This is a genomic window from Paenibacillus sp. J22P143 (assembly GCF_059692035.1).
The window spans coordinates 172,615-195,715 of record NZ_JCAUAQ010000005.1; the positions used below are offsets into that span (position 1 = coordinate 172,615).

The window sequence follows — 23,101 nt, forward strand, 5'->3', positions numbered from 1 at the left end:
ACAAAAAACACCTCCCGCCAGAATCATGAATGATTCTTCACGGGAAGTGCTTATCTGTTACTTCCTTAGCATACCTTGATGCGGATGCGGGTGAGTGCCACAGTACTCATCGGTTTCACTACATGTATATACATGCTCATAAACTGGAACACAATGATGACGATTCACAATTTGAATCGGGTGAATGACTTGAACCTTCTGTGGATGGTAAAAGTCTCTGACAACTCTTTCTGGATCTGTCATTATCGGGTCAGCAGGTGGACACTGAAATTGTTTACCTTGATTAGATTGTAAAGCCATGAATGAGTCAACTCCTCTGTTAGTTTGAGATAGTATACGTCTAACCCTAGTCCAGAGAGTGTACCAATGCCTATCTTATCCACAAATGGGCTATTGCGAATAGGCCAAGCAGGCATGGGGTCCAAGCAAACGGAAAAGAGCCAGGCTATCTGATGAATACCTATCGGTAAACGGGAGTAAACATAAGTAAAATTAGGTTATCGTTCACAGTCTGGGAATTACGAAGTATAATTAGGAACAGGAGCTTGTCACACTTTGGCATGAAGCTAAACGAAATAATAAGATGGATACAAGGCTAGAATCGATGGACACAAAAATTGACCGTATCCAGCATACTATGGATTCACAACATATCGAGAAGCAAAAGCAATAAGAACAGCTGTATAAGGAGTTGTGCAAGTTGAGCGAACAAAAAATAGATATTCTCATTGGAGAACTACAGAAAGTTAATTCTCGGTTAGATCAGCAAGAAAATTTACTTGTGCAACTTATCGATATTGTAATACACCAAAAAATTAGGAATGGAGGAGGATACCCACATGAACGAGCAACTATTGATACAAATTCTTGAAGAGTTAAAAGAAATCAAAACGGACCAGAAAGAAATGATAACAGATCAAAAGCTATCCAAAGTTAAAGAACAGATAACTCCCGCAGCCCCAATGGGCTTTTTATTTTCACCACAAATAGAACATACGTTCCAAAATCGTTATTATGGGTCTTAGAATGGTGATTTTTGCAAATTTAAGAAAAACCGCTACACCGTCCTCTATATTGCAATAAACAATGGACTATCCTCCCCACCTTTCAGCAGGCGGGTAGGATAGTCCATTTAATTGTCTTCATGTTATAGCCCGTATGGTTTCTTTATTGGACTCAGAATGAGATAGTCATTATCCCTAGACGCTTCTTCCACATCGTTATAGGCCCAATAGCTCAGATCAACATCCGGCCATTTAAGCGTATTCCCCCCGTCGATCGGAACGCGATTCATCAGACGATTCATTAGCGTAACGATTTCGGCTCGGGTTATAAAAGCTTGTGGGAGAAAACTTCCGTTCGGATAGCCATTCAAGTAACCTGCTTCAGCTGCTGCATTGATGGCATCGCGCGCCCAATTGTCTGGAATATCAGAGAAAGCATCTTTTCCAGTTCCTTTTCCTTGCAAATGCTTCATTCTAGCTACTAGAGTCGCCATTTCTGCCCTTGAAATTGGCTGTTCCGGACGAAATGTTCCATCAGGATAACCGCTCAGGAGTCCTATTTTCGACACGGCGACGATTTCTTCCGCTCCCCAGTTCGCCATCGATATGTCCGAATAGGTTATACCGACTAATCCGGATTTTTCAAGGTGATAGAGTCGGAACAACATAGCTGCAATTTCCTGGCGTGTCACGCCATTATCTGGTTTAAACGTGCCGTCGGGGTAACCAAAGATGTACTTTTCATGATTACCAACCAACGGATCAGCAGTAACATTACCTGTTACAGGCACTGAAGGCCCTGTAGTAACACCGCCACTTGAGCCCTCGCTGCCAGAATTAGAAGATGACTCATCCTTCTGTTGCTTCATGGAAAAACTATACTCTACAATCGTTTGCCCTACGTGAATGATTCCGTCTTTCATATAGCTGTCCGAACCAAATGTTACATAGGGTGGTCGAGCAGTTAGCGTATTGAAGGACTCATACCCCGGTTTCGTCGCTACGATATAGTAGTCACCCTCCGGGAATACCATCCAACCATATTCTCCCGCAGAATTGGTGACCTGCGGATTATGGTTTTGATTTGGCAGAAAGTCAGGTAACACCGGCAGGTCTACGAGTGAATTCGGTATACGACCTTTCGCCTTGTTCAGGTCAGTATCCGCCCAATACAGATTCATAGAAACTCCGCTAATAGGCTTTCCTGTCTCATCGGTGACGATGCCGTAAGGGTCGATCAGCGAGTAGACAACGCTCATTTCCCCGTTTTGATCCACATTCATGGTTACCGAAGGACTGGCTAATTCCGTACCATCAGGAGCTGTGATCTGGTACACAAGCGTATACTGTCCTGGCTTCACGTCTTCCACATCAAAAGTGCCGTCTGGATTATATGGAATTTGTTGATCCTTGCCATTACCTTTCACCATAATTTGTACGTTATTACTTCCGAACATACTATCAATCGTTGGTTGGGAATTCGAGTTGTCGGAAGCGGATTTCAGTACAAACAATTGACCGCTAATTTTGTTTGCAGCAACAAAAGTTTGACCTGTTCCGTCTATTTCCCCTACTTGTGCATTTTGCGTTGTATTCAACTTTACAGTTTGATCGCCGATTTGTAGTTCGGTTTGGATATTCTGGGTATAGGTCCAATTACCGCGCGGCACATAAATCAGATACGAACCATCTTGCATGGAAGTAGTCTCTTGAGAGAAATCCACGTTTCCATCCTCGTTAAAGTCGGCCGAAACCGTAATGATCGCGCCTGCAATCGGTTTGCTTGTCACTTTATCGATCAAAATACCCTGAACCGAGGAAGGCATATAATGAACCGTTATGCTTTTCTGTGCCATCCGTCCACTCGAATCAGTGGCTGAGGCTAAAATGGAAGAATGCTCAGGATTAACCCCTGTAATCACGGGTACGGTGTACGTTACCGTTGCGATTCCAGTCGAATCTGTTACTTCCGTTTGCATTGAATTATCGATGCCTTGGAACGTAATCGGCTTACCCGCTACCGGACTTCCATCTTTCGTATTGACTACACTTGCTTTCAAAGTGATTGTTGACTTCCCGTCACCTACAACCGAAGCCGGAGATGCTTCAAGACTCAGTGTGATATCGGGGATGCCGCTTTGCACCAGAAATGTCGTAGTAGCCGATTTGCCGCCGTAAGTTGCTGTGATCGTTACGGTTCCGTTCCCAATAGCCGTAACAACGCCATTCGAATCTACCGTGGTTACGGTTGGGTCTGATGAAACGTACATGACATGATCTGTCGCTGGCACATCGAGAACGCTCTGATCCGAGTAAACCATTTTCACGATCATAGACTCCGTTTCTCCAACTTGAAGCACCCTATTGCCCGGAACAAATAGCAAATCGCCAATTGCAAACGTCGCAGTAACCATTTTATTTGAACCAACATTCATGTCCGTTCTTGTTGCGTTTGTATTGCCATCACTCCAGCTTACAAAATGATATCCAGTGTTTGGTACTGCTGTGACTTCTGCCCCAGAATCACCGTGATTTACTGTTTGCGACGATGATCCAGATATACGACCATTTCCATCTGTCGTATACATCAACGTGTATTGGTTTATTGCAAATGTCGCGCTTACTTCTACGTTTGCAGTTACATGACTGTCTGTTCTAGATGCTGTTGTAATACCATCGCTCCAACTTACAAAATGGTATCCTGTGTCTGGTACTGCCGTAACTTCTTCACCAGAATCACCGTAATTAACTGTTTGTGACGGGTTTCCAGATATACTACCATCTGCTCCGGCTACATAATTTAACGTGTATGCGTTTATTGCAAATGTCGCTGTTACCGTTTTATTGGCAATAACATTACTGTCTGTTCTTGTTGGACTTGGATTTCCATCGCTCCAACTTACAAAATGGTAGCCTTCGCTTGGTACTGCTGTTACTTCTGTACCAGAAGCTCCGCGATTTACTAATTGTGTCGGAGATCCAGGACCAGATATACTACCATTTCCTTCTGTCGTATATGTCAACGTGTATTGATTTATTGCAAATGTCGCAGTTACCCTTTTATCCGCTACCACATTAGTATCTGTTCTTGTTGCAGTTGTAATTCCATCACTCCAATTTAAAAAATGGTAGTGTGTATTTGGTGTTGCTGTAACTGCTGCCCCAGAAGCTCCGAGTGCTACGAATTGTGACGCTGATCCTCCGGTTATAGTACCATTTCCATCTGTTGCATATTTTAAATTATAGATTGTATACGTATTACTACTTGGTAACGAGGGATTACTAACTAAATAATTGATCGAGCCGCTGACTGCAGTTACAGTGAATGTGTAATTTCCAGCACCATAAGCTGCTATCGCAGGGAATGCTAAACTAGAAATTGAAGATGATACTGGCGAACCAACTACAACACCATCTCGATATAATTGAACTTTATAACTTGAAGCATTTGGAACTTGATCCCAAATTGCAGTTGTAGCAAGTGATCCTGTTCCCCATTTAGCAATTTGTGGAGCTGGTAACTGAGTGGAAAATGGACCGCTCATTTGTGATGGATCACCTGTCAAGTAATTTGTTCCATCTCCCACTGTGGTTACTTGATACGTGAATACTCCTGAACCATAGGTGTTTGTGAAATTTTGAAAATCAAAACCAGTAGATGAAGCTGGAAGCGATGCTACGCTTTTAACTGGAACACCATCCTTAAATAATACAACACTATAGCCAGACGCATTAGGCACTGGATACCATATTGCCGAAGTCCCATTCCAACCACCTGTCGTTGGTGGGTCTAAAAAAGGAAAGGAACTCACCGATGTTGTATTAGCCGGAAAACTGCTATCAAAAGACGTTAACAGCGTCCCCAGATTTTGTTTATCTCTACTTGGAATATCCATTTTTGCTGAGAAATCAGTCCCGTTTTGCGTAATTAGCGTGCTACCACTCGAAACTACGATTCCATTCTTATCTTTATATTCATAAAATAACTCGTTCGAAGTACCCGTATAATAACCTGTAGCTGTAGCTGTCGTTCCATTATCTTCAGTATTGACTTTTATTGGAGACATTAATGTTTTAAACTGAACGTCTGCTATCAAGTTCCCTAGTGAATTACTAGGTCGAACACTTTGATAAATGAAATACGTATAGTTCTGACCTTTAGGAACTACATATGTTCCACTGACAAGATGCCACTGATTTTGATTTACTCTATCATTCGTTTTTGTGATTGTGTTCCCATTCGCTTGATTTCCAAGATCTTTAAAACTAGCATATGTTGGATTGGCATCAACCGTTTCGGAGAAACCGATGATTGCATTCATCTCTTGAATTCCAGGGTTACCAGTAGATCTCCCGCCATGATAAAATGACCATTGAATAACCTCACCTGGCGTGGTCTTGATTTTTTGAAATAATGCTGATCCCAGATAGGCGTTAATTTCTGCAACCCACACATCAGTACCATTATTCATACCAGGTAGTTTCGTCAGATCGATAGCAGGAAGATTGTTCATACCATAAGGGGATTTAGCTCTGCCCATTTCAATAGAATAATCATTGTTATAATTCCCCGTAAGTACATCTGTATCAGGTACTGTACGCCATCCGAAAGCTGCGTTTGGTTTATTTGGTTTATCAGCTACAACATACGAGCTAGCAGTACGTTAGCAGTAAAATTACCATTCACAATTTGCGAAGGAGTAAAATCAGAAAATGTCGCGGTTACACTTACATCTTCATTAACATTAGTATCCGTTCTTGTTACAGTTGTCTTTCCATCACTCCAGCTTACAAAACGATAACCTTGATCTGGTTTGGCTGTTACTGTTGTTCCAGAATTTCCGTAAGTTATGGTTTGTACTGTAGTTCCATCTATACTACCGCCTGTTCCAGCTGCATAAGTTAACGTGTATTGATTTGTAATTGTGGTGATTGCAAATGTCGCGGTTACACTTATATCTGCATCAACATTAATGTCAGTTCTTGTTGCAGTTGGATATTCATCGCTCCAGCTTACAAAACGGTAACCCGTGTCGGGTACTGCTGTTACTGTGGTCCCAGAATTTCCGTAAGTAACGGTTTGTACTGCGGTTCCATCTATACTGCCGCCTTCTCCAGCTACATAAGTTAACGTGTAGGCATCTGCACTTGCAGATACCTGCTGGATTGCAAAATTAGTAATCCCTACAAATTGACCTAAAATAACAAATAAGATTATCATCATATTTACTATTTTTTTAGTTCGTTTGCTCTTCATGACTTTTTCCTCCCTCTTATCTCATAGAATTTTATCGATAATTATTAAAATAATTAAATTATTTGATTATCCAACTAGCTCAGGATAGTTTGAATCCTTATCCTTACGATAATAATATAAAAGTATTAGTAAACAATTTTAGCAATGTTGCGAAACAATTTCTTTTCTTTTAACACAATACGAACTACCATGAATGCTCGACGATCTACACAATACATAATAAAAAGAGGCTTCTCATGAGTTCAATTGAACTCATGAGAAGCCTCTTTATTATTCTATGTGCTTAAATGACGTTTTCTAACATGAGATTCCTTGCTACGCAAGGGATTTCAGGCTAGTTTACATCATGCCGCCCATGCCACCCATGCCGCCCATATCAGGCATACCTGGTTTGCTTGCTTCTGGTTTATCAGCGATAACCGCTTCTGTCGTCAAGAACATAGCTGCAACAGATGCTGCGTTTTGAAGTGCGGAACGTGTTACTTTCGCAGGGTCAACGATACCAGCTTCGAACATGTTTACCCATTGTCCTGTAGCTGCGTTATAACCGATGCCTACTTTTTCGTTTTTCAAGCGCTCAACGATAACGGAGCCTTCTTGACCAGCGTTAGCTGCGATTGTGCGAACAGGCTCTTCAAGGGAACGAAGGATGATGTTAACACCCGTTTGCTCGTCACCTGTTGCTACTACTTTCGCTACTGCGTTGTATACGTTAACTAGGGCAGTACCACCACCAGAAACGATACCTTCTTCAACTGCTGCACGAGTCGCGTTCAAAGCATCTTCGATGCGAAGTTTGCGCTCTTTCAATTCAGTTTCAGTCGCTGCGCCAACTTTGATAACAGCTACGCCGCCAGAAAGTTTAGCCAAACGCTCTTGCAGTTTTTCTTTATCGAACTCGGAAGTTGTTTCTTCCAATTGGGAACGAATTTGTGTAACACGCGCTTTGATATCTTGCGGGTTACCAGCACCATCAACGATGATTGTGTTTTCTTTGGTAACACGGATTTGACGAGCGCTACCCAATTGATCAGGAGTTGTGGATTTCAGATCCAATCCAAGCTCTTCTGTAATCACTTGACCACCTGTTAGAGCGGCGATGTCACCAAGCATAGCTTTACGACGGTCACCGAAACCAGGAGCTTTAACAGCTACGCAAGTGAATGTGCCACGAAGTCTGTTCACAACAAGCGTTGCTTGTGCTTCGCCTTCAACATCTTCAGCAATGATTAGAAGTTGTTTACCGGATTGAACCACTTTTTCAAGAACAGGCAAGATCTCTTGGATGTTCGAGATTTTTTTATCTGTGATCAAGATGTACGGGTTGTCCAGAACTGCTTCCATTTTATCCGTATCTGTGATCATGTATGGGGATGTGTACCCACGGTCGAATTGCATACCTTCTACAACCTCAAGCTCCGTCAAGAAGCCTTTGGATTCTTCAACTGTGATAACACCGTCTTTACCTACTTTTTCCATAGCTTCAGCGATCAACTCGCCTACTTCTTCATCAGCTGCAGAGATTGCTGCAACTTGTGCGATGGATTGTTTGCCTTCGATAGGCTTAGCAATTTTTTGAAGCTCTTCTACAGCCGCTTTAACAGCTTTCTCGATACCTTTGCGGATAACCATTGGGTTAGCGCCTGCAGTAACGTTTTTCAGACCTTCGCGGATCATCGCTTGCGCTAGAACCGTTGCAGTTGTTGTACCGTCACCGGCAACATCGTTAGTTTTAGTAGCAACTTCTTTAACAAGTTGAGCTCCCATGTTTTCGAAAGCATCTTCAAGCTCGATTTCTTTCGCGATCGTAACACCATCATTTGTGATCAACGGGCTACCAAATTTTTTCTCAAGAACCACGTTACGGCCTTTTGGACCTAGTGTTACTTTAACGGCATTCGCCAAAGCATCTACCCCGCGAAGCATCGCGCGGCGTGCGTCTTCACTGAACTTAATTTCTTTTGCCACGATAGGAAACCTCCTCTAATTAAAAACCTAGATAAATTGTTAAGTACGTCTAGCCGATCTATATGCTGCTCTAACTTAGGCTAATACAGCGAGAATGTCGCTTTCGCGCAAGATCAACAGTTCGCGGCCTTCGAACTTCACTTCAGTTCCAGCGTATTTGGAGAAAATGATGCGGTCGCCTTCGCTTACTTCAAGCGGAACACGTACGCCATCTTTCAACGCGCCTGCGCCTACGGCTACAACTTTACCTTCTTGTGGTTTTTCTTTAGCTGTATCTGGCAGCACGATGCCACTTGCTGTAGTCTCCTCTTTCGCAACGGCTTCAATGATTACTCGATCACCTAACGGTCTGATCATGGAAAAATAGCCTCCTTTAGAAAATTGGTCTTAGTTAAATTTCATTTATTAGCACTCGAATGTGTTTAGTGCTAACAACACCTCTTATGATACTCATTCTGGGAGTAATTTGCAAGTCCTTTTACACATTTTTCATTCTTTAGGACACCCCCCTCATTCTACCCAAATGATAACCAAATATTCCCTTAAAAAATGAAAAAAAATAGCCTACCTCGAAGGCAGACTATGTTCACTCATTTCCTCATTTAGGACCAAACTCCCGTTCCCAAGCGGCATCACTCGCAAGCTGTTTGCGATAAATAAAGCCGGACATAAAGACACTGAATTCATACAAAATAATAAGCGGAACTGAAACTAAAATGGCAGAAATCGCATCCGGCGGCGTAATAACGGTCGCCAGAATCACCATCAGCATGTAAGCATACCTTCTAAACTTATGCAGGCGCTTCGGGTTCAGCAGCTTAATCTTCGTGAGAAACATCACCACGATGGGCATCTCAAAAACACAGGCCAACGGAAGAATGATGTTAAACATAAAAGTAAAATATTGCGCAGCACCATACATCTCCGTTATCTCAAGGCTCTTACTAATAGACGAAGTAAAGTAAAACGCCATCGGAAAAACAACCCAGTACCCGAAGGAAAGTCCGAGTAAAAATAGTAAAAATGCATAAGGAATATAAATAATTGAAGCCTTTTGCTCCGTTTCCCGCAGGCCTGGCTTAACGAATGCCCAGATATGATAGAGAATTACAGGCAATGTGATGAGAAGACCCACAGCTAAACCAAAATTCATATACAACCGCAGGGCATCCCAAGGCGAGAATACGTTCCACCCTATGCCATCAGCTGGGGGGATACTTTTCAGATAACGAATGACCGGTTTCGCAGCAACGAGTCCACCCACCATGCCAATGACCAGAACAACTAATATCCACATAATCCGCTTACGCAGCTCACCAAGGTGATCTATGAGTGACATTTCTTCATTTTCCAACTTATTTCACCTACCTAATCTAGTGGATACAACCTGTACGGCTGTACCACTTGCTAATCTGCAAAAACAACGACTACTAATCCGGCAACCTCCGGGAATTGCCTGTGTGGCCTGACTGCTGGGATGGCGCCGGGGTAGGAGCCGAGGCCTGCGCAGGAGCGGCGGACAACACATCGCTTGCTGCTTGTGAGGCTGATTGTGCGAGTGGAGCTGAGATTGCTTCTGCAGCTTCAACAGGCGTACCGATAACCTGAACAACCTCGGAAGACTTGTTGGTTACGAAAGCCACAGCAGGCTTCACTGCGGGTGAGCTTGTCATTTCAGCCTCGGCTTCCGCGCTCATCGAGTCTTGTTGTGTCGGCGTAAGAGAGGCTATCGAATCGTCATCTGGTACAACCACACTGGCCACCGCAACCGGTGTAACCGGGTCGGGTACAACGCGTGTGTTTGATGCTAAAGGTGCTTTCGGCTCATCATTCATCAGCTCATTCGTGGCTTGTTTGAAGTCCCTAAGTGTCTTGCCAAGCATTCTGCCGATCTCTGGCAGCTTTTGCGGTCCGAAGATGACAAGGGCAACGACGGCGATCAATATGAGCTCAGTGAATCCTATATTTTGAAACATGGACTTCATCTCCAATATGTGTTGCGTTATGAATACAAGCAAATACATCTCTCAAAACATGAAAATGACTGGATACATCCTATGACAGGCTTGATCCAGGTCATCGTCATCATTAACATTGATAAAATCCGCCGTAGCCCATCTCCGTGATGTCACTACGTACGATCTCCTCGCCTGCGCAGATGCGCGGCAGCAGCACATCAAAGGATGTGTACGGGTCGTGCATCACACAACCCGGCAAGCCCATGATTGGTAGATCGCCCAAGTAGGCGATCATCAGCATCGAGCCCGGCAGCATCGGCGTGCCGTAGCTGACCACGCGGGCGCCGGCCGCCTTGATCGCACCCGGCGTGCGATCATCCGGGTCCACGGACATGCCGCCCGTGACCAACACCAGATCCACGCCCAGCGCCGCTAGCGCGTGGATCTCACCCACAATCGCTTCGCTATCATCGAGCGCGAAGCGTTGGTCGACAACCTCGGAGCCGAGCTGCGCGACCTTCTCTTTCACAACCGGGCCGAATTTATCCTTAATTCGGCCCTTGAAGACCTCGCTGCCCGTCGTAATCACGCCGACGCGCAGCGCCTGAAACGGCTTCACCTCGAGCAAGGTGAAGCCCTCCTTACGTCGAGCCGCTGCCAACCGCTCGACCTCCTCAACCTTCGCTTCGTCGACGATCAGCGGGATCACCCGCGTACCGACCAGCGAAGCGCCCGACTGAACGACCGTGTTGCTGCGAATCGTCGACAACACGACCTCATCGATGGCGTTCACACTGTCCACGAACGCCTTATCGATCTTCACCAAGCCGTGAATCTCCGACTTCACGTTCACTTTGCCCTCATGCGGCTCCGTCAGCTTGAGGTTCTCTCCCGCAATGGCCTTCGCCATGCGCAAAGCCGCCTCATCCTCATGGAGATAGCCGGGGTGCAGCTCCATCACATAGATATGTTCCTTGCCGATGCTCAGCAGGGCAGGAATGTCCACTTCCGTCACTTGATGACCTTTGCGGAACAGACGGCCTTTGAACTCACCTGGCAGAATCTGCGTGAGATCATGCGGCAGAATCATGCCGATCGCATCTTCCACTTTGACCTCGCGCAGCATAGAAGTGTTTTTACTCATCATGAGTCACCCTCTTGCCTTGGCTTGCGTTCCTCACTTTGCTCACCCGTGATCGCCTTCTTTGCCTGTCAGAATACCTAGCGCATGAGGAAGTTGATCAATAATAGCCATCAAATTCTCTTGAACACCCTTCGGACTTCCTGGCAAATTAATGATCAGCGTACGTCCGCGAATACCAGAAACAGCTCTAGAAAGCATAGCTTTCTTCGTTTTCTGCATCGAGATCATGCGCATCGCTTCAGCAAAGCCTGGTGCTACACGATCAATCACATTGAGTGTCGCTTCTGGTGTTACATCCCGTGGAGCCAGCCCGGTCCCACCTGTTGTTAAAATTAAATCAGCTTGATAATAATCAGTCATTTCTATTAAGGAAGCCATAATTTCGTCCATCTCGTCCGGTACAACCCGATACTCGACGATCACACCTTGAATTTCCTCTTCAATCAGCTCGCGGATTACCTGAGCGCTAGTGTCTTCTCGTTCTCCTCGGTAACCGCGGTCACTGGCTGTCAAAATCGCAACTTTCCAGTGCATCCTTCGTCACCTCTCCCTTGTGTTCACTGAATGAGATCAACCCACTAACCTACGTGATTGTTATTGTTGGCATTTCACTTGTAACATCACGCTTTATTCTCTTGCCTGTGAAAATCCCCGTTTTTACCGCCTGTTTTCATAACAAGCAGCGTCGAGTTAATGATCATGTCCTTCTCTACAGCTTTGCACATGTCGTACACGGTCAATGCCGCGGCGGAAACAGCTGTTAATGCTTCCATTTCTACCCCAGTAGGACCCGTTGTTCGTACAGTTGCTTCTATGTATAGTTCATTGATGCTGTTATTCGAAAACTGAATATCTACCCCAGTTAAGGCAATGGGATGGCACATCGGTATCCAGTCTGACGTTTTCTTGGCGGCCATAATGCCAGCCACTTGAGCCACGGCGAGGACGTCGCCTTTTTTCATTTTACCCTGTAGGATTAAATCAAGTGTTTCTGGCTTCATTAATAAGGTAGAACGCGCAGTGGCTATGCGCTTCGTCTCATCTTTATCCGATATGTCGACCATTCGCGCTCTTCCCTGTTCATTAAAATGCGTCAATGGTGAAGAATCGGGCACGGCAATCACCTCTATATTAGGTTTCTGATTTGAACACCATCTTACTTTCGGTTACGATGCCATCCACTCGGAAATCATGCCAAGAGGAAGGTACAGCAGGAATCAATTGCTTATCAAAAGCAGCCGCAACAGCAAAAGGTCGGTTCAGACCACGCGCAGCGAACAATTGCATAAAGCGGTCGTAGAAACCGCCGCCATAGCCCAAACGTCCGAAATCCAGATCAAACGCCAGCCCTGGCACAACTATCATTGAAATCGTAGCTAAATCATGTTCAATCGGAATATCGTTACGCGGCTCTCTGATCCCATAGGTCCCGCTTTCGAGATCTTCATAACGGCTTATGATATGCAAGTTCATCGTTTTCGTATCCGCCACTACCTTCGGTATCAACACACGAATTCCCTGCTGCCAGCACCATTCCATTAATGGCGCAACGTCCGGCTCTGAACGAAAAGGCATGTAGCTCATCAACGTCGGCTGCGGACTGGACGGAACTTGCCCCTGATCCAACAACTTATCTGAACATAGCTTCACCATTCTCTGGTGTATCAGTTGCTGCTTCTCATCCCGTGTCTCTGCAACAATCGAAGCACGTCGTATTTCCATTTCCTTGCGTAATTCTATTTTCCGCTCTCGGATGTTCATCATAAGCTACAGCCCTTCCTAGCGAGGAGTGGTTTCCCCCATTTTAACATAAATAAGCTAAAAAACTATACTCGTGCCTAAGACCCTGTCGAATCGGCTTTATTCCAGGTCATTTGACACTCTATTTCTCACCTATACCTACTCACTCCATGCCTAAATTAAGCAGGCGTTACCCACACACTTCGTGTATACTAATGATTTGATGGGATTGAAATAGCTCCCTAGGGTCACCTTAAAAAGGTTCTTACATGAATATGTATCTAAATCGCAGGAGGTAGCAGCAACATGCTATTACAAGTTTCTAACATATCCAAAAGCTACGGGGTACGCTCCGTACTCTCTAATATAACGCTTCAGATTGAAAATCGGGAACGTATCGGGCTCGTCGGTGTCAATGGTGCCGGGAAGTCTACCCTGCTTCAAATCATTGCGGGTGAGATGTCATATGATACTGGCGATCTATTCAAAGCGAAGGAAACCAAAATCGGCTATTTAAAGCAAAACAGCGGACTTAACACCGACAAATCCATATGGAACGAGCTATTGAGCGTGTTCCATGCATTATTGGAAACCGAACGCGAGCTGCGTGAGCTGGAAGCCCAGATGGCTGATCCTGACCTCATCTCCGATGAGAAGAAGTATGAGTCCACCATGAATCGGTATGCGCTCCGCTCCGAATGGTTTCGTGAGCATGGCGGCTATGAAATCGAGGCCAAAATACGCGGCATTTTGCACGGAATGGGCTTCGGGCAGTTCGCTCCAGAAACCTTGGTAAACACCCTCAGCGGAGGACAGAAAACCAGATTGGCTCTGGCTAAAATGCTGCTAGAGGAACCTGATCTGCTCATGCTCGATGAGCCTACCAACCACTTGGATATCGCCACATTGACGTGGCTCGAAGGCTATTTACGCGGCTACCCAGGCGCTATTCTTGTCGTTTCACATGACCGCTATTTCCTTGACGCACTGGTGACGTCCATTTATGAGATTGAACGCCATGCGTCCAAACGGTATACGGGCAATTATTCCCGTTTTATCGAGATTAAAGAAGCGAACTATGAAATTGAAATGAAACAGTTTGAAAAGCAGCAGGAGGAAATCTCTAAGCTGGAAGATTTCGTGCAGCGTAACATTGTTCGTGCTTCGACGACCAAGAGAGCGCAGTCCCGCCGTAAGCAATTGGAGAAAATGGACCGTCTAGATAAGCCGATGGGCGATTTGAAACGTGCTTCCTTCTCCTTTGAAATCGAGCAAACTTCGGGAAAAGAAGTCTTGCAAGTAGACCGACTAGCCCTTTCGTATGATGGCAAAAAGCGCCTTCTCGACGGTGTCTCGTTCCAACTTCGTCGTTCCGAAACCGCTGCGCTTATCGGGCCTAACGGCGTAGGGAAATCTACCCTGCTCAAGACCTTGATCGGGCTGCATAAGCAAGATGCAGGTACGTTCAAATGGGGTGCTGGCGTCACGATCGGTTATTACGATCAAGAGCAGAAAGGTTTAAATCCGTCCAACAACGTGTTGGAAGAAGTGTGGAACACGTATCCTCATCTAGAAGAAGCGCGTATTCGTACCGTGCTTGGCAGCTTTCTTTTCAGCGGCGAGGATGTGTTTAAGAAGATTGCTGCTTTGAGCGGTGGAGAAAAAGCCCGTGTTTCCCTAGCGAAGCTCATGCTGCAGAAAGCCAACGTATTGATTCTCGATGAGCCTACCAATCATCTCGATTTATATAGTAAAGAAGTGCTTGAGTCTGCTTTGATGGACTACGAGGGTACGCTACTCTTTATCTCTCATGACCGTTATTTCCTCAATAAAATGGCGGAGAGCATGCTTGATCTGCAAAAGGATGGCCTAACCAGCTATCTGGGTAACTACGACGATTATGTGGAGAAAAAAGCGGAGCTTGCTGAAATGGAAACGAAGCGTTTGGCGAAAGAGGCTGAAAAGAAAGCAACTGGCGGTTCATCATCAGGGTCACCAGTTGTAGCTGCTGGGAAAGCCGAACCTGCTAGCGGTGGAAGTTACGAAGCGGACAAGCTGGCTAAACGCGAGGAACGCAGTCGTCAACGGAAGCTGGAGCAGCTAGAGCTCGATATCGCTCGTCTTGAAGAGGAAGTTACCGCTCTTGAGGCTGAGCTTGCTGATCCAGCTGTGTATAACGATTATGTGCTTGTTCAGGAGAAAACGGCAGAGGTTGATAAGCGTAAGAGTTCACTTGCGGCTTGTTATGAGGAATGGGAAGTTTTATTGGCTTGAAAAAGGTTGTAGAAGGAGTTCACGTCGGTTGACGTGGACTTTTTTGTTGTTCGTCTTTTTTTCTGGCGGTTGTCCTGTGGACAAGTTCACAAAATGTTCAAAGTTACCCACAGAGGCGGTAAATTTCATAGCGAATTTCATTCACCGCACCTTTTAGCGCCTACCTTTCTCTATGCCAGGGTCTTCTTATACACAGAAAAATAATGACGAATTGTTCCGATAATTTCACCTGATCGCATTTTCGCCCATTTTAGTTGTACACACTGTTATCCACAGAAAAATGGGGGCAATTTACGCCCCCTATCAGCCTTTTTCTTATTTTTCCACAAAGTTATCCACATTACCCACATTTTTTTGTGAAAAAGTTATCCCTCCCAACCCTCCTTTAAAAAGGTTGATATTTCGGGTTTTCTTTGAGTTATACACATTGTACACAGGGCATGTGTATAACTTTGCTCACAAGCTGTGTATATATCTAAGTTTTCTTACAATTTAAGTGTTGGGGCGAAAACGAGTTGATTACGAAGCTGTTATCACCTTCGAAGGTTCTCCGGACGTGACACTATTTTGCATTCGAATGGCTTGGTTGCAAGCCGATATGAACGCTTTGGCTACCGCGACAAGGACATCTTGGTCGATCCCTGTATTCTTGTAGGTTTGGCCGTTTACTGAGATTGTAACCTCAGCTTCACCGGTTGCTTTTTCTCCTGTGGATAGTGAGTGAAGCTCGAGATCAGAGAACACAACATCCATCGGGATGGCTTGCTGCAGACAGTGAACGATGGCTTCGATCGGGCCTTCACCAGTACCAGAGTAGATACTCTCCGTGCCTGTTTGATTATTTCTTACCGAGACGGAAGCGACGCGATTGCGATCACTGCTCGAAATGACCTGCATATGCGCTAGCGTGAAGGGCTCCATTTGCCCATCAACTGTGCTGCCTACAAGCTCCATCAGTTGGTCGTCTGTGACCATCTTTTGCTCGTCAGCCTTTTCTTTGAAACGTGTGTATAGTGTATCTAGTTCTTCTCCAGTAAGCTCGATGCCAAACTGCCCTACACGATGCTTCAGTGCGTGACGGCCAGAGTGCTTGCCAAGGATAATCATAGAGCGCGGGATGCCTAGCTTCTCTGGATCCATAATCTCGTACGTATTGCGGTTTTTCAGCAGTCCGTCCTGATGGATGCCCGCTTCGTGCTGGAAGGCATTACGGCCAACAATCGGCTTGTTGTACGCAATCGGGAAGCCCATGATGCGGCTGACCATTTTGGAGGTGTTAAAAATCTCACTCGTGACGATGCCCGTTTCCACGCCCATCGAATGCTTACGCGTCTCAATCGCCATAACGAGCTCTTCCAGTGAACAATTCCCTGCACGCTCACCGACTCCGTTCACAGTTACTTCTACATGCGTGACTCCTGCTGCAATAGCCGCAAGGCTGTTGGCAACGGCTAGCCCTAGATCATTATGGCAGTGTGCGCTATATTCCACGGTATCGCCGCCTCTCACACTATGACGCACTCTGCGGAACATCGCGCCGTATTCCTCAGGAAGCGCATAGCCCACTGTGTCGGGGATGTTAAGAATGGTGGCACCTTCGGCAATGACAGCTTCCAGCACTTCGAAAAGGAACTCATCTCCGGTACGTGTCGCATCCATCGGTGAAAACTCGATCCGGTCCACGAATTGCTTCGCATATCCGACCATAGCGCGAGCCATTTCCACAACCTGCTGGCGCGATTTGCGCAGCTGGAAATCTAGGTGGATGTCCGACGAGGACAGGAACATGTGAATGCGTCGCGAAGCTGCGTCTTGTGTCGCTTTGACCGCTGCGTCGATATCCGCTTTGACCGCACGGGCGAAGCCGCAGATCTCAATGCCTTGCAGTTCGCGTGAAATTTGCTGGACCGCTTGGAAATCGCCAGGACTTGAGATCGGGAAGCCCGGCTCAATGGTGTCGATCCCCATCAGAGCAAGCTGTCTCGCGATGCGGATTTTCTCTTCTGGGTACAGGGATGCACCCGGTGCCTGTTCGCCATCTCGTAGTGTCGTATCAAAAATGCAAATGCGTCGATTGGTATTTGTGTTGTTTTCCATGGTTAATTCCTCCTCCAGGTATGCCCGTATGGGGCGGTGAAATTTTAGGGCGTATCGCCTGACGTCGGCGGGTTCCGCCTAATGTAAGCGTGAAATTCATCACTACAGCATGGGATTCTGATGATTATGCTGCTCTAGTGATGGTTTTCATCACTACAGCGTGTGAATTTGGCGTGTTCGGCGAGTTTTCGTCGCTGTAAGCGTGAAAATCATCACTTCAGCGTGTGATTCTGATGATTGTGCTGCTGTAGTGATGGTTTTCATCACTTCGGCGTGCGATTGGTGGGATGCGGAGTGTTTCATCAGATGTGAATTGTGGCTGCAGCGCACTTTCCACAAACGACAAAAAGACCCGTCATCTCCACATAAGAGACGACGGGTCTTCACCCAGCGCGGTACCACTCTTGTTGACTCCGTCAAGGAGCCCACCTCAGATATAGCCAGCAAGCTGCTGCTCGCTACATCACCCGATCACGGAGGTCATCCGTTCATCCCTAACAGCTAATCTACAGCCGATCAGGAAGACCGCTTCCAAGCGAGTTCAGGGGGTTCTCGGTCTGCGTCGCATCAACCCGCAGCTTTCTGTACCAGAGAAAAGAGCCCTTACTACTCTTGTTCATTGCGTTATTTATATGTGTTTTCCTCGATTAAATCAGTTTCAGAACAACCAAAAAAGCCTGCCATCTCTATAAAAGAGACGACAGGCTTGAACCTTCCGCGGTACCACTCTAATTGATCCGAGCTGTTACACTCGAAACCACTCATGTACCTGATCACGGGGGTCAACCGTCAAGACCTACTTGGGTGCTGGATCCTTGGCATCCTTATCAGTCCTACCGCTCCCGGGCGAGTTCAGGTGACGTTTCGTCTGTGCTTTCACCAAGCGCACAGCTCTCTGAGCGAAACTGATCATGCCTTACTATTCCCGTTCGTTGCGTTTGAAAGTATTGATTGTGATTATAATATGCACTTTTTTCAAAGTCAATACCGTTGTCAGAAAATTTATTTTATTCGTTCACTGGTAATTAACAACCGATTCCAGTGCCAAGAGTGTGTAACAACTACTAACAACTACCACTCTTCCAGCTTGAGCTGTGGCTCGGCTTTCAGCTCCATGGTGTCGAACTCCTGCTTGTCCCACTTGAGAAAAGCGGCGGCGCCAATCATCGCCGCATTGTCCGTGCAGAGCCGGTGCGGCGGCACCAGCAGCGGCACATCAAGCTGCTCGCAGCGCTCGGCGAGCCTGCTGCGAAGCCCTTTATTCGCGGCGACTCCGCCCGCGAGCAAGAGCTGCTTCGCGCCGTATTCCTTCACGGCGCGGCTCGCTTTCTCCACAAGCACGTCGATGACGGATGCTTGGAAGCCCTTCGCAATCTGCGCGACCTGAACGGTTTCGCCGCGCATTTTGCTTTGGTTGACGACGTTCAGCACCGCGGATTTCAATCCGCTAAAGCTGAAGTCGTAGGAATCTGCCTCGAGCCAGGAGCGAGGCATTTTGATTTCGGAATCGGCTTCCTGTGCAAGCCGATCCACGTGCGGTCCGCCCGGGTACGGCAATCCCATTGCCCGGGCAATTTTATCGTAGGCCTCGCCGGCTGCATCATCGCGCGTGCGCCCGATGATACGGAACTGGCCGGGGCCTTCGAGCAGAATGAGCTCGGTGTGTCCACCGGACACGACGAGCGAAATCGAAGGATAAACCAACTCGTGCACGAGCTGGTTGGCGTAAATATGTCCCGCAATATGGTGCACACCAATGAGCGGGAGGTCTAGGGCGCAAGCGAGCGCTTTGCCCGCGACGACGCCGACTAGCAGGGCCCCGATTAGTCCGGGGCCTTCGGTTACGGCAATGGCGGAGAGCTCATGGAGCGAGACCCCCGCTTCTGTGACGGCTTCCTCCAGCATCCATGTGATCGACTCCACATGCTTCCGGGAGGCCACTTCAGGCACAACACCGCCATAGCGTTGGTGTGTTTCAATCTGGCTAGAAATTACGTTAGAACGAATGATTTTCCCATCTTCAACAATCGCCACGGAAGTCTCATCGCAGCTCGTTTCAATGGCGAGTATATAGATTGGCTTCGTTGCCGCAGTTTTCTTTTGACCGTTGTCCACCATTTCTTCTTGTCTATCCTGATGCATCTTCTGTTCATTACTCACAATGTTCACCTATTTGAAAGCCTCAGTCACTGAGACTATCCTTTCTACGATTGGGCAGATCTGCCCACATAACGACAGCGTCCTCGCGATTATCTGTATAATAGCCTCTTCGCATACCAACGGAGCGGAAGCCTAGCTTTTCGTATAAATTTTGCGCCACATAATTCGAAGCTCTCACTTCAAGCGTGATACGAATTGCACCTAAGAAAGCTGATGTTTTCATCAACTCACGCAGCAGCCTCTCTCCGAGCTTGCGACCACGATACGTATGTTTGACAGCAATGTTCGTGACATGTGCTTCTTCCATGATGAGCCACATGCCGCCATATCCAGCAACTTCCCCATCGATATCCATAATCATATAATGCGCAAACTGGTTGTTCGTCAGCTCATTCTCAAACGCCCCTCTTGTCCAAGGAGTCGTGAACGCTTCCTGCTCGATCTCACAAATAAAAGGAATGTCTTCCATGGTCATCGAGCGGAATACCAACGAATTCTCTATGGCATGCGGCTGTCTCTGTTCCATGATCAATGCTCCCCTTTCTTTGTCTGCAGGCCCGCTAGCAGATTAGCTTCCGCTTCCGGAAGCCTTGTGTAATTCGGCACGAACGTATGAACGTCAGCTTTCTCGCCATTCGCTAATCTCGGATAAGCGAGTAATCCAATATACTCCGCTTCAATGCCATAAGGAACAACACTCACCCTGCCAGCAAAATCCTTGGTAAACTGCTCCAGCTCGGCCGCAAAGCCTGCCGTTTCACCAACGAACAAGATATTCTCAGGCGCTGCTGATCTTGCCAAAGTCAGAATTTGCTCCGTCCATGCCCCGATAACCCGAATACCGTCGGGCAACACCTCACGCCAACTAGCATCTGGTTCTCGTTCGGCTGTAACCGCAGTTCTCCCTTCGTAGGCATACACAGCTGTAAAAGCCTGTTTACGCCTTCCATCCATAAGAGGTACGACCCACGTTAATCCGCTTCCCAAATAGTCGTTCTGCACGGAACCACCAAGAGCCATAGCCGCTAAACTGGACACACCGATCATGTCTAGTCCAAGCGACCAAGCAAATGTTTTGGCTACAGAAACGGCAATTCGCACGCCTGTATACGAGCCTGGCCCTTGGCCGGCAGCAACCGAACGTAGATCTCTCGGCTTCATTCCAAGGCTAGAGAGTAAATCTTGAATGTGTGGAAGCAATCCGAGAGAATGATTCCGTTCCGCATGGGAGCTAACCTCTCCGAGTAATTTTCCATTTTCCAAAATAGCAACTGTCATTGCCGATGTTGAGGTATCGATGGCTAAGCATCGACCCATGTTAGTTATCCGTTCCGTCATGTAGATATCCGTTCTCCTTCATCTGTACACACCAGCGCTCATACGGCGAACCGTGCGGAGTCAGGTGAAATACGCGGGTCTGATCAACCTCTTGGGTGATCGTAATACTGAGTCTGTCAGGTGGCAGCAGATCCTCAATTAAGCTCGACCATTCGATCAGCGTAACGCCTGCCCCATAGAAGTAATCCTCTAATCCCAACTCATCTGCTTCCTCTTGCGAAATGCGGTACATATCCATATGGTAGAAAGGGAGTCCAGCTCCCTCGTATTCTTTGATAATGGTAAATGTAGGCGAATTTACGTGCTCCGATATCCCCATCGCTCTGGCGAAACCTTGGGAGAATCTTGTTTTTCCCGCACCTAGATCACCGTCTAATGTTAAGACCGTGCCGGGCTGTAGATACGTCGACAATAATGTTCCCAATTTATCTGTATCTGCTTCGTGCTGAGATTGAAACCTAAATGTGGATTGAGTCAATGATCTCATCCCTTTCTTCCGCGTGCGCGTGCTGCTTCTATTATAGTCCTCGCCAGCAGGTGACAGCAACCTGTCACTGTATTAAATTAATGCTAACAAAGAAAGATACGGCCGTTTAATGCTAACAGCACAAAAAGCCCTCCCCGTTTCAGCGAATCGGAGAAGGCTTTTTTTTTGCCCAAGCGGACCTTAGTGTACCTCTTCAAGTTCCTTAGCTGGTACGACCCGAGCATCTGCGGGATTTCCTTCCGCATGCACTTTAACGAGACCTTTACCAGAGTCTACACTGTCAATCCAGACAGCCATCCCATTCAGATCAACGTCAATTTTCTCATCTGCAGCTAAAATTTCTTGAGCACGGTGAACATTCATGGTTCATCCAGTACGGATTCCGGAGCATCCATCGTATCCGTGGTTGAGTGTTCAATCAACCCATTTTGCATGGTGACGTTTCCGCCTCCAAGCCCCTCATTAATCATACGATCAATGTCCATGAAACAATCATCCCTATCCTCATTGCTCGTATCTTGCGACAAATTCGACTCTGATGCCATCCGTAATCCCTCCTTAGGTTCGCTATTTGGGTTATCATCTTGCATCTTTAACATCTCCAATCGCGCCCCGAACCATTCTCTTAATTGACTGCCGTATAAAGGGAGAATATCAAGAGAATACTAGTACAATTACGTATGTTGGGGGAGGAATTACATCGATGCATACCGTGTGGAAAGGCGCCATTAGCTTCGGACTTGTTCATGTTCCCGTTAAAATGTTTTCAGCCACTGAGGATAAAGATATCTCCATGCGCTATATTCACAAAACTTGTATTACCCCGCTATCCTATGTTCGGAAATGCCAGACTTGCGAAAAGGAAGTAGAGTGGGAGGAGATTACGAAGGGATACGAGTATGAGCCAGGGCGCTTTGTTCTTTTTGAAAAGGACGAGTTGGAGGAAATCTCCGGAGAAGCGAACAAGGAAATTAAGATTTTAGACTTCGTAAATTTAACAGACATAGACCCGGTTTACTTTCAAAAGACATACTACCTCGGTCCTGGCGATACGGGTGCCGGTGCCTACATGCTGTTGCTCGATTCCATGCGCCAAACAGGCAAAATCGGTATCGCTAAGGTGTCGATCCGCTCCAAAAGCTCGCTAGCCGCTATTCGCGTCATCGAAAATTGCCTAGCGATGGAAACGATATTTTATCCGGATGAAATTCGTCCGATTTCGCAAGTACCGAACCTTCCCGAGAAGGTTACCGTAAATGAACGTGAGATGGAGATGGCGAAGATGCTGATCAATCAACTCTCCACTCCTTTTGAACCAGAAAAGTATAAAGACGAGTATCGCGCTCGGTTACTTGATGCCATTGAGCATAAAGTGGCAGGCGAAGAAATCCAGAGCGCACCTGAGCTGCAAAAGACAAGCGTCATCGACCTTATGGCAGCGCTTCAAGCCAGCTTAAACGCGACCAAACCATCCGATGGCAAAGTGACGCTTGGCGAGGATGCCTCGGTAACGGTGGAGAAAACGGCGGAGAAGAAGCCCGCAGCGAAGCCTCGAGCGAGAAAAGCAAAAGAGCCCGTTACTTGATAGTTATGAATTGAAATACCCCTATCTCGGCTTCCAAGATGGGGGTTTTGTTGTTTGTTTGGGCCGATGTAGTTCTCTCACTGGAGAGT

General features: G+C 46.7%; 22 protein-coding genes and 2 other annotated features. Of the genes, 4 read left to right on the forward strand and 18 right to left on the reverse strand.

All coding sequences use genetic code 11. From position 1 onward, the window contains the following. Positions 1–57: 57 nt before the first annotated feature. The gene (locus AC58PQ_RS11745) at positions 58–300 is read right to left on the reverse strand and encodes a hypothetical protein (RefSeq protein WP_497242118.1); all 243 of its coding nucleotides are present in this window, start codon (positions 298–300) and stop codon (positions 58–60) included. A 400-nt stretch (positions 301–700) separates the two neighbouring features. Between AC58PQ_RS11745 and AC58PQ_RS11750 the strand changes: the two genes are divergently transcribed. Both AC58PQ_RS11750 and AC58PQ_RS11755 read left to right on the forward strand, forming a co-directional pair. After that, a complete protein-coding gene (locus AC58PQ_RS11750; RefSeq protein ID WP_497242119.1) occupies positions 701–871 on the forward strand; it encodes a hypothetical protein in 171 nt (56 codons plus the stop codon). Continuing rightward, complete coding sequence (locus tag AC58PQ_RS11755; protein WP_497242120.1) at positions 840–1,025, forward strand: hypothetical protein; 186 nt, start codon at positions 840–842, stop codon at positions 1,023–1,025. The genes AC58PQ_RS11750 and AC58PQ_RS11755 overlap by 32 nt, the downstream gene beginning before the upstream one ends. Before the next feature lie 122 nt (positions 1,026–1,147). Here the strand turns inward: AC58PQ_RS11755 and AC58PQ_RS11760 are convergent, their stop codons facing one another. The 10 genes from AC58PQ_RS11760 to AC58PQ_RS11805 form a co-directional block, all read right to left on the reverse strand. Next, the gene (locus AC58PQ_RS11760) at positions 1,148–5,545 is read right to left on the reverse strand and encodes an InlB B-repeat-containing protein (protein ID WP_497242121.1); all 4,398 of its coding nucleotides are present in this window, start codon (positions 5,543–5,545) and stop codon (positions 1,148–1,150) included. A gap of 98 nt (positions 5,546–5,643) precedes the next feature. Beyond that, positions 5,644–6,261, reverse strand: a complete 618-nt coding sequence (locus AC58PQ_RS11765; RefSeq protein WP_497242122.1) for an InlB B-repeat-containing protein — start codon at positions 6,259–6,261, stop codon at positions 5,644–5,646. A gap of 339 nt (positions 6,262–6,600) precedes the next feature. Next, positions 6,601–8,229, reverse strand: coding sequence for a chaperonin GroEL (groL, locus tag AC58PQ_RS11770; RefSeq protein WP_497242123.1), 1,629 nt, complete (start codon positions 8,227–8,229; stop codon positions 6,601–6,603). A gap of 75 nt (positions 8,230–8,304) precedes the next feature. Next, positions 8,305–8,586 (reverse strand): co-chaperone GroES, encoded by a 282-nt coding sequence (groES, locus tag AC58PQ_RS11775; RefSeq protein WP_497242124.1) that lies wholly within the window; start codon positions 8,584–8,586, stop codon positions 8,305–8,307. Between the two features lie 241 nt (positions 8,587–8,827). After that, positions 8,828–9,568, reverse strand: coding sequence for a twin-arginine translocase subunit TatC (tatC, locus tag AC58PQ_RS11780; protein ID WP_497242203.1), 741 nt, complete (start codon positions 9,566–9,568; stop codon positions 8,828–8,830). Positions 9,569–9,659: 91 nt separating this feature from the next. Next, a complete protein-coding gene (locus AC58PQ_RS11785) occupies positions 9,660–10,205 on the reverse strand; it encodes a twin-arginine translocase TatA/TatE family subunit (protein ID WP_497242125.1) in 546 nt (181 codons plus the stop codon). Positions 10,206–10,317: 112 nt separating this feature from the next. Next, positions 10,318–11,331, reverse strand: a complete 1,014-nt coding sequence (locus tag AC58PQ_RS11790; RefSeq protein WP_497242204.1) for a molybdopterin-binding protein — start codon at positions 11,329–11,331, stop codon at positions 10,318–10,320. Positions 11,332–11,373: 42 nt separating this feature from the next. Next, positions 11,374–11,865: a MogA/MoaB family molybdenum cofactor biosynthesis protein gene (locus AC58PQ_RS11795; RefSeq protein WP_477587845.1), complete on the reverse strand. Its 492-nt coding sequence runs from the start codon at positions 11,863–11,865 to the stop codon at positions 11,374–11,376. Between the two features lie 86 nt (positions 11,866–11,951). Then, positions 11,952–12,446, reverse strand: a complete 495-nt coding sequence (gene moaC, locus AC58PQ_RS11800) for a cyclic pyranopterin monophosphate synthase MoaC (RefSeq protein ID WP_497242126.1) — start codon at positions 12,444–12,446, stop codon at positions 11,952–11,954. Positions 12,447–12,462: 16 nt separating this feature from the next. Then, entirely contained in the window at positions 12,463–13,095 is a 633-nt protein-coding gene (locus AC58PQ_RS11805) for a 5-formyltetrahydrofolate cyclo-ligase (protein WP_497242127.1), read from the reverse strand. A gap of 282 nt (positions 13,096–13,377) precedes the next feature. Between AC58PQ_RS11805 and abc-f the strand changes: the two genes are divergently transcribed. Next, positions 13,378–15,345, forward strand: a complete 1,968-nt coding sequence (abc-f, locus tag AC58PQ_RS11810) for a ribosomal protection-like ABC-F family protein (RefSeq protein ID WP_497242128.1) — start codon at positions 13,378–13,380, stop codon at positions 15,343–15,345. A gap of 519 nt (positions 15,346–15,864) precedes the next feature. Here the strand turns inward: abc-f and AC58PQ_RS11815 are convergent. From AC58PQ_RS11815 to AC58PQ_RS11845, 7 genes are all read right to left on the reverse strand, one after another. Then, on the reverse strand, positions 15,865–17,442 hold the full coding sequence (locus AC58PQ_RS11815; RefSeq protein ID WP_497242129.1) for a 2-isopropylmalate synthase: 1,578 nt from the start codon (positions 17,440–17,442) through the stop codon (positions 15,865–15,867). Between the two features lie 365 nt (positions 17,443–17,807). Further along, positions 17,808–18,071: a binding site (T-box leader), on the reverse strand. A 61-nt stretch (positions 18,072–18,132) separates the two neighbouring features. Beyond that, positions 18,133–18,384 (reverse strand) — a binding site (T-box leader). Between the two features lie 129 nt (positions 18,385–18,513). Then, complete coding sequence (gene tsaD, locus AC58PQ_RS11820; RefSeq protein WP_497242205.1) at positions 18,514–19,560, reverse strand: tRNA (adenosine(37)-N6)-threonylcarbamoyltransferase complex transferase subunit TsaD; 1,047 nt, start codon at positions 19,558–19,560, stop codon at positions 18,514–18,516. Positions 19,561–19,624: 64 nt separating this feature from the next. Continuing rightward, positions 19,625–20,128, reverse strand: coding sequence for a ribosomal protein S18-alanine N-acetyltransferase (gene rimI, locus AC58PQ_RS11825; RefSeq protein WP_497242130.1), 504 nt, complete (start codon positions 20,126–20,128; stop codon positions 19,625–19,627). A gap of 2 nt (positions 20,129–20,130) precedes the next feature. Then, positions 20,131–20,940: a tRNA (adenosine(37)-N6)-threonylcarbamoyltransferase complex dimerization subunit type 1 TsaB gene (gene tsaB / locus AC58PQ_RS11830; protein WP_497242131.1), complete on the reverse strand. Its 810-nt coding sequence runs from the start codon at positions 20,938–20,940 to the stop codon at positions 20,131–20,133. Then, positions 20,921–21,427: a tRNA (adenosine(37)-N6)-threonylcarbamoyltransferase complex ATPase subunit type 1 TsaE gene (tsaE, locus tag AC58PQ_RS11835; RefSeq protein WP_497242132.1), complete on the reverse strand. Its 507-nt coding sequence runs from the start codon at positions 21,425–21,427 to the stop codon at positions 20,921–20,923. Before tsaE ends, tsaB begins: the two co-directional genes overlap by 20 nt. 180 nt (positions 21,428–21,607) lie before the next feature. Continuing rightward, a complete protein-coding gene (locus AC58PQ_RS11840; protein WP_497242133.1) occupies positions 21,608–21,790 on the reverse strand; it encodes a small, acid-soluble spore protein, H family in 183 nt (60 codons plus the stop codon). Further along, complete coding sequence (locus AC58PQ_RS11845; RefSeq protein ID WP_497242134.1) at positions 21,787–21,972, reverse strand: hypothetical protein; 186 nt, start codon at positions 21,970–21,972, stop codon at positions 21,787–21,789. The genes AC58PQ_RS11840 and AC58PQ_RS11845 overlap by 4 nt, the downstream gene beginning before the upstream one ends. Positions 21,973–22,130: 158 nt before the next feature. Here AC58PQ_RS11845 and ku point away from each other — a divergent pair, with 158 nt between their 5' ends. Next, on the forward strand, positions 22,131–23,012 hold the full coding sequence (gene ku, locus AC58PQ_RS11850; RefSeq protein ID WP_497242135.1) for a non-homologous end joining protein Ku: 882 nt from the start codon (positions 22,131–22,133) through the stop codon (positions 23,010–23,012). The last annotated feature ends 89 nt before the right edge of the window (positions 23,013–23,101 follow it).

Excerpts from the sequence above, each read along its gene's own strand:
- AC58PQ_RS11745 (WP_497242118.1), bottom strand. The coding sequence starts at position 300 with ATGGCTTTACAATCTAATCAAGGTAAACAATTTCAGTGTCCACCTGCT.
- AC58PQ_RS11755 (WP_497242120.1), top strand. The coding sequence starts at position 840 with ATGAACGAGCAACTATTGATACAAATTCTTGAAGAGTTAAAAGAAATC.
- AC58PQ_RS11760 (WP_497242121.1), bottom strand. The coding sequence starts at position 5,545 with ATGGGCAGAGCTAAATCCCCTTATGGTATGAACAATCTTCCTGCTATC.
- AC58PQ_RS11765 (WP_497242122.1), bottom strand. The coding sequence starts at position 6,261 with ATGAAGAGCAAACGAACTAAAAAAATAGTAAATATGATGATAATCTTA.
- groES (WP_497242124.1), bottom strand. The coding sequence starts at position 8,586 with ATGATCAGACCGTTAGGTGATCGAGTAATCATTGAAGCCGTTGCGAAA.
- tatC (WP_497242203.1), bottom strand. The coding sequence starts at position 9,568 with ATGTCACTCATAGATCACCTTGGTGAGCTGCGTAAGCGGATTATGTGG.
- AC58PQ_RS11785 (WP_497242125.1), bottom strand. The coding sequence starts at position 10,205 with ATGTTTCAAAATATAGGATTCACTGAGCTCATATTGATCGCCGTCGTT.
- AC58PQ_RS11790 (WP_497242204.1), bottom strand. The coding sequence starts at position 11,331 with ATGAGTAAAAACACTTCTATGCTGCGCGAGGTCAAAGTGGAAGATGCG.
- AC58PQ_RS11795 (WP_477587845.1), bottom strand. The coding sequence starts at position 11,865 with ATGCACTGGAAAGTTGCGATTTTGACAGCCAGTGACCGCGGTTACCGA.
- AC58PQ_RS11805 (WP_497242127.1), bottom strand. The coding sequence starts at position 13,095 with ATGATGAACATCCGAGAGCGGAAAATAGAATTACGCAAGGAAATGGAA.
- abc-f (WP_497242128.1), top strand. The coding sequence starts at position 13,378 with ATGCTATTACAAGTTTCTAACATATCCAAAAGCTACGGGGTACGCTCC.
- AC58PQ_RS11815 (WP_497242129.1), bottom strand. The coding sequence starts at position 17,442 with ATGGAAAACAACACAAATACCAATCGACGCATTTGCATTTTTGATACG.
- tsaD (WP_497242205.1), bottom strand. The coding sequence starts at position 19,560 with ATGGTGGACAACGGTCAAAAGAAAACTGCGGCAACGAAGCCAATCTAT.
- rimI (WP_497242130.1), bottom strand. The coding sequence starts at position 20,128 with ATGGAACAGAGACAGCCGCATGCCATAGAGAATTCGTTGGTATTCCGC.
- tsaB (WP_497242131.1), bottom strand. The coding sequence starts at position 20,940 with ATGACGGAACGGATAACTAACATGGGTCGATGCTTAGCCATCGATACC.
- tsaE (WP_497242132.1), bottom strand. The coding sequence starts at position 21,427 with ATGAGATCATTGACTCAATCCACATTTAGGTTTCAATCTCAGCACGAA.
- AC58PQ_RS11840 (WP_497242133.1), bottom strand. The coding sequence starts at position 21,790 with ATGAATGTTCACCGTGCTCAAGAAATTTTAGCTGCAGATGAGAAAATT.
- AC58PQ_RS11845 (WP_497242134.1), bottom strand. The coding sequence starts at position 21,972 with ATGGCATCAGAGTCGAATTTGTCGCAAGATACGAGCAATGAGGATAGG.
- ku (WP_497242135.1), top strand. The coding sequence starts at position 22,131 with ATGCATACCGTGTGGAAAGGCGCCATTAGCTTCGGACTTGTTCATGTT.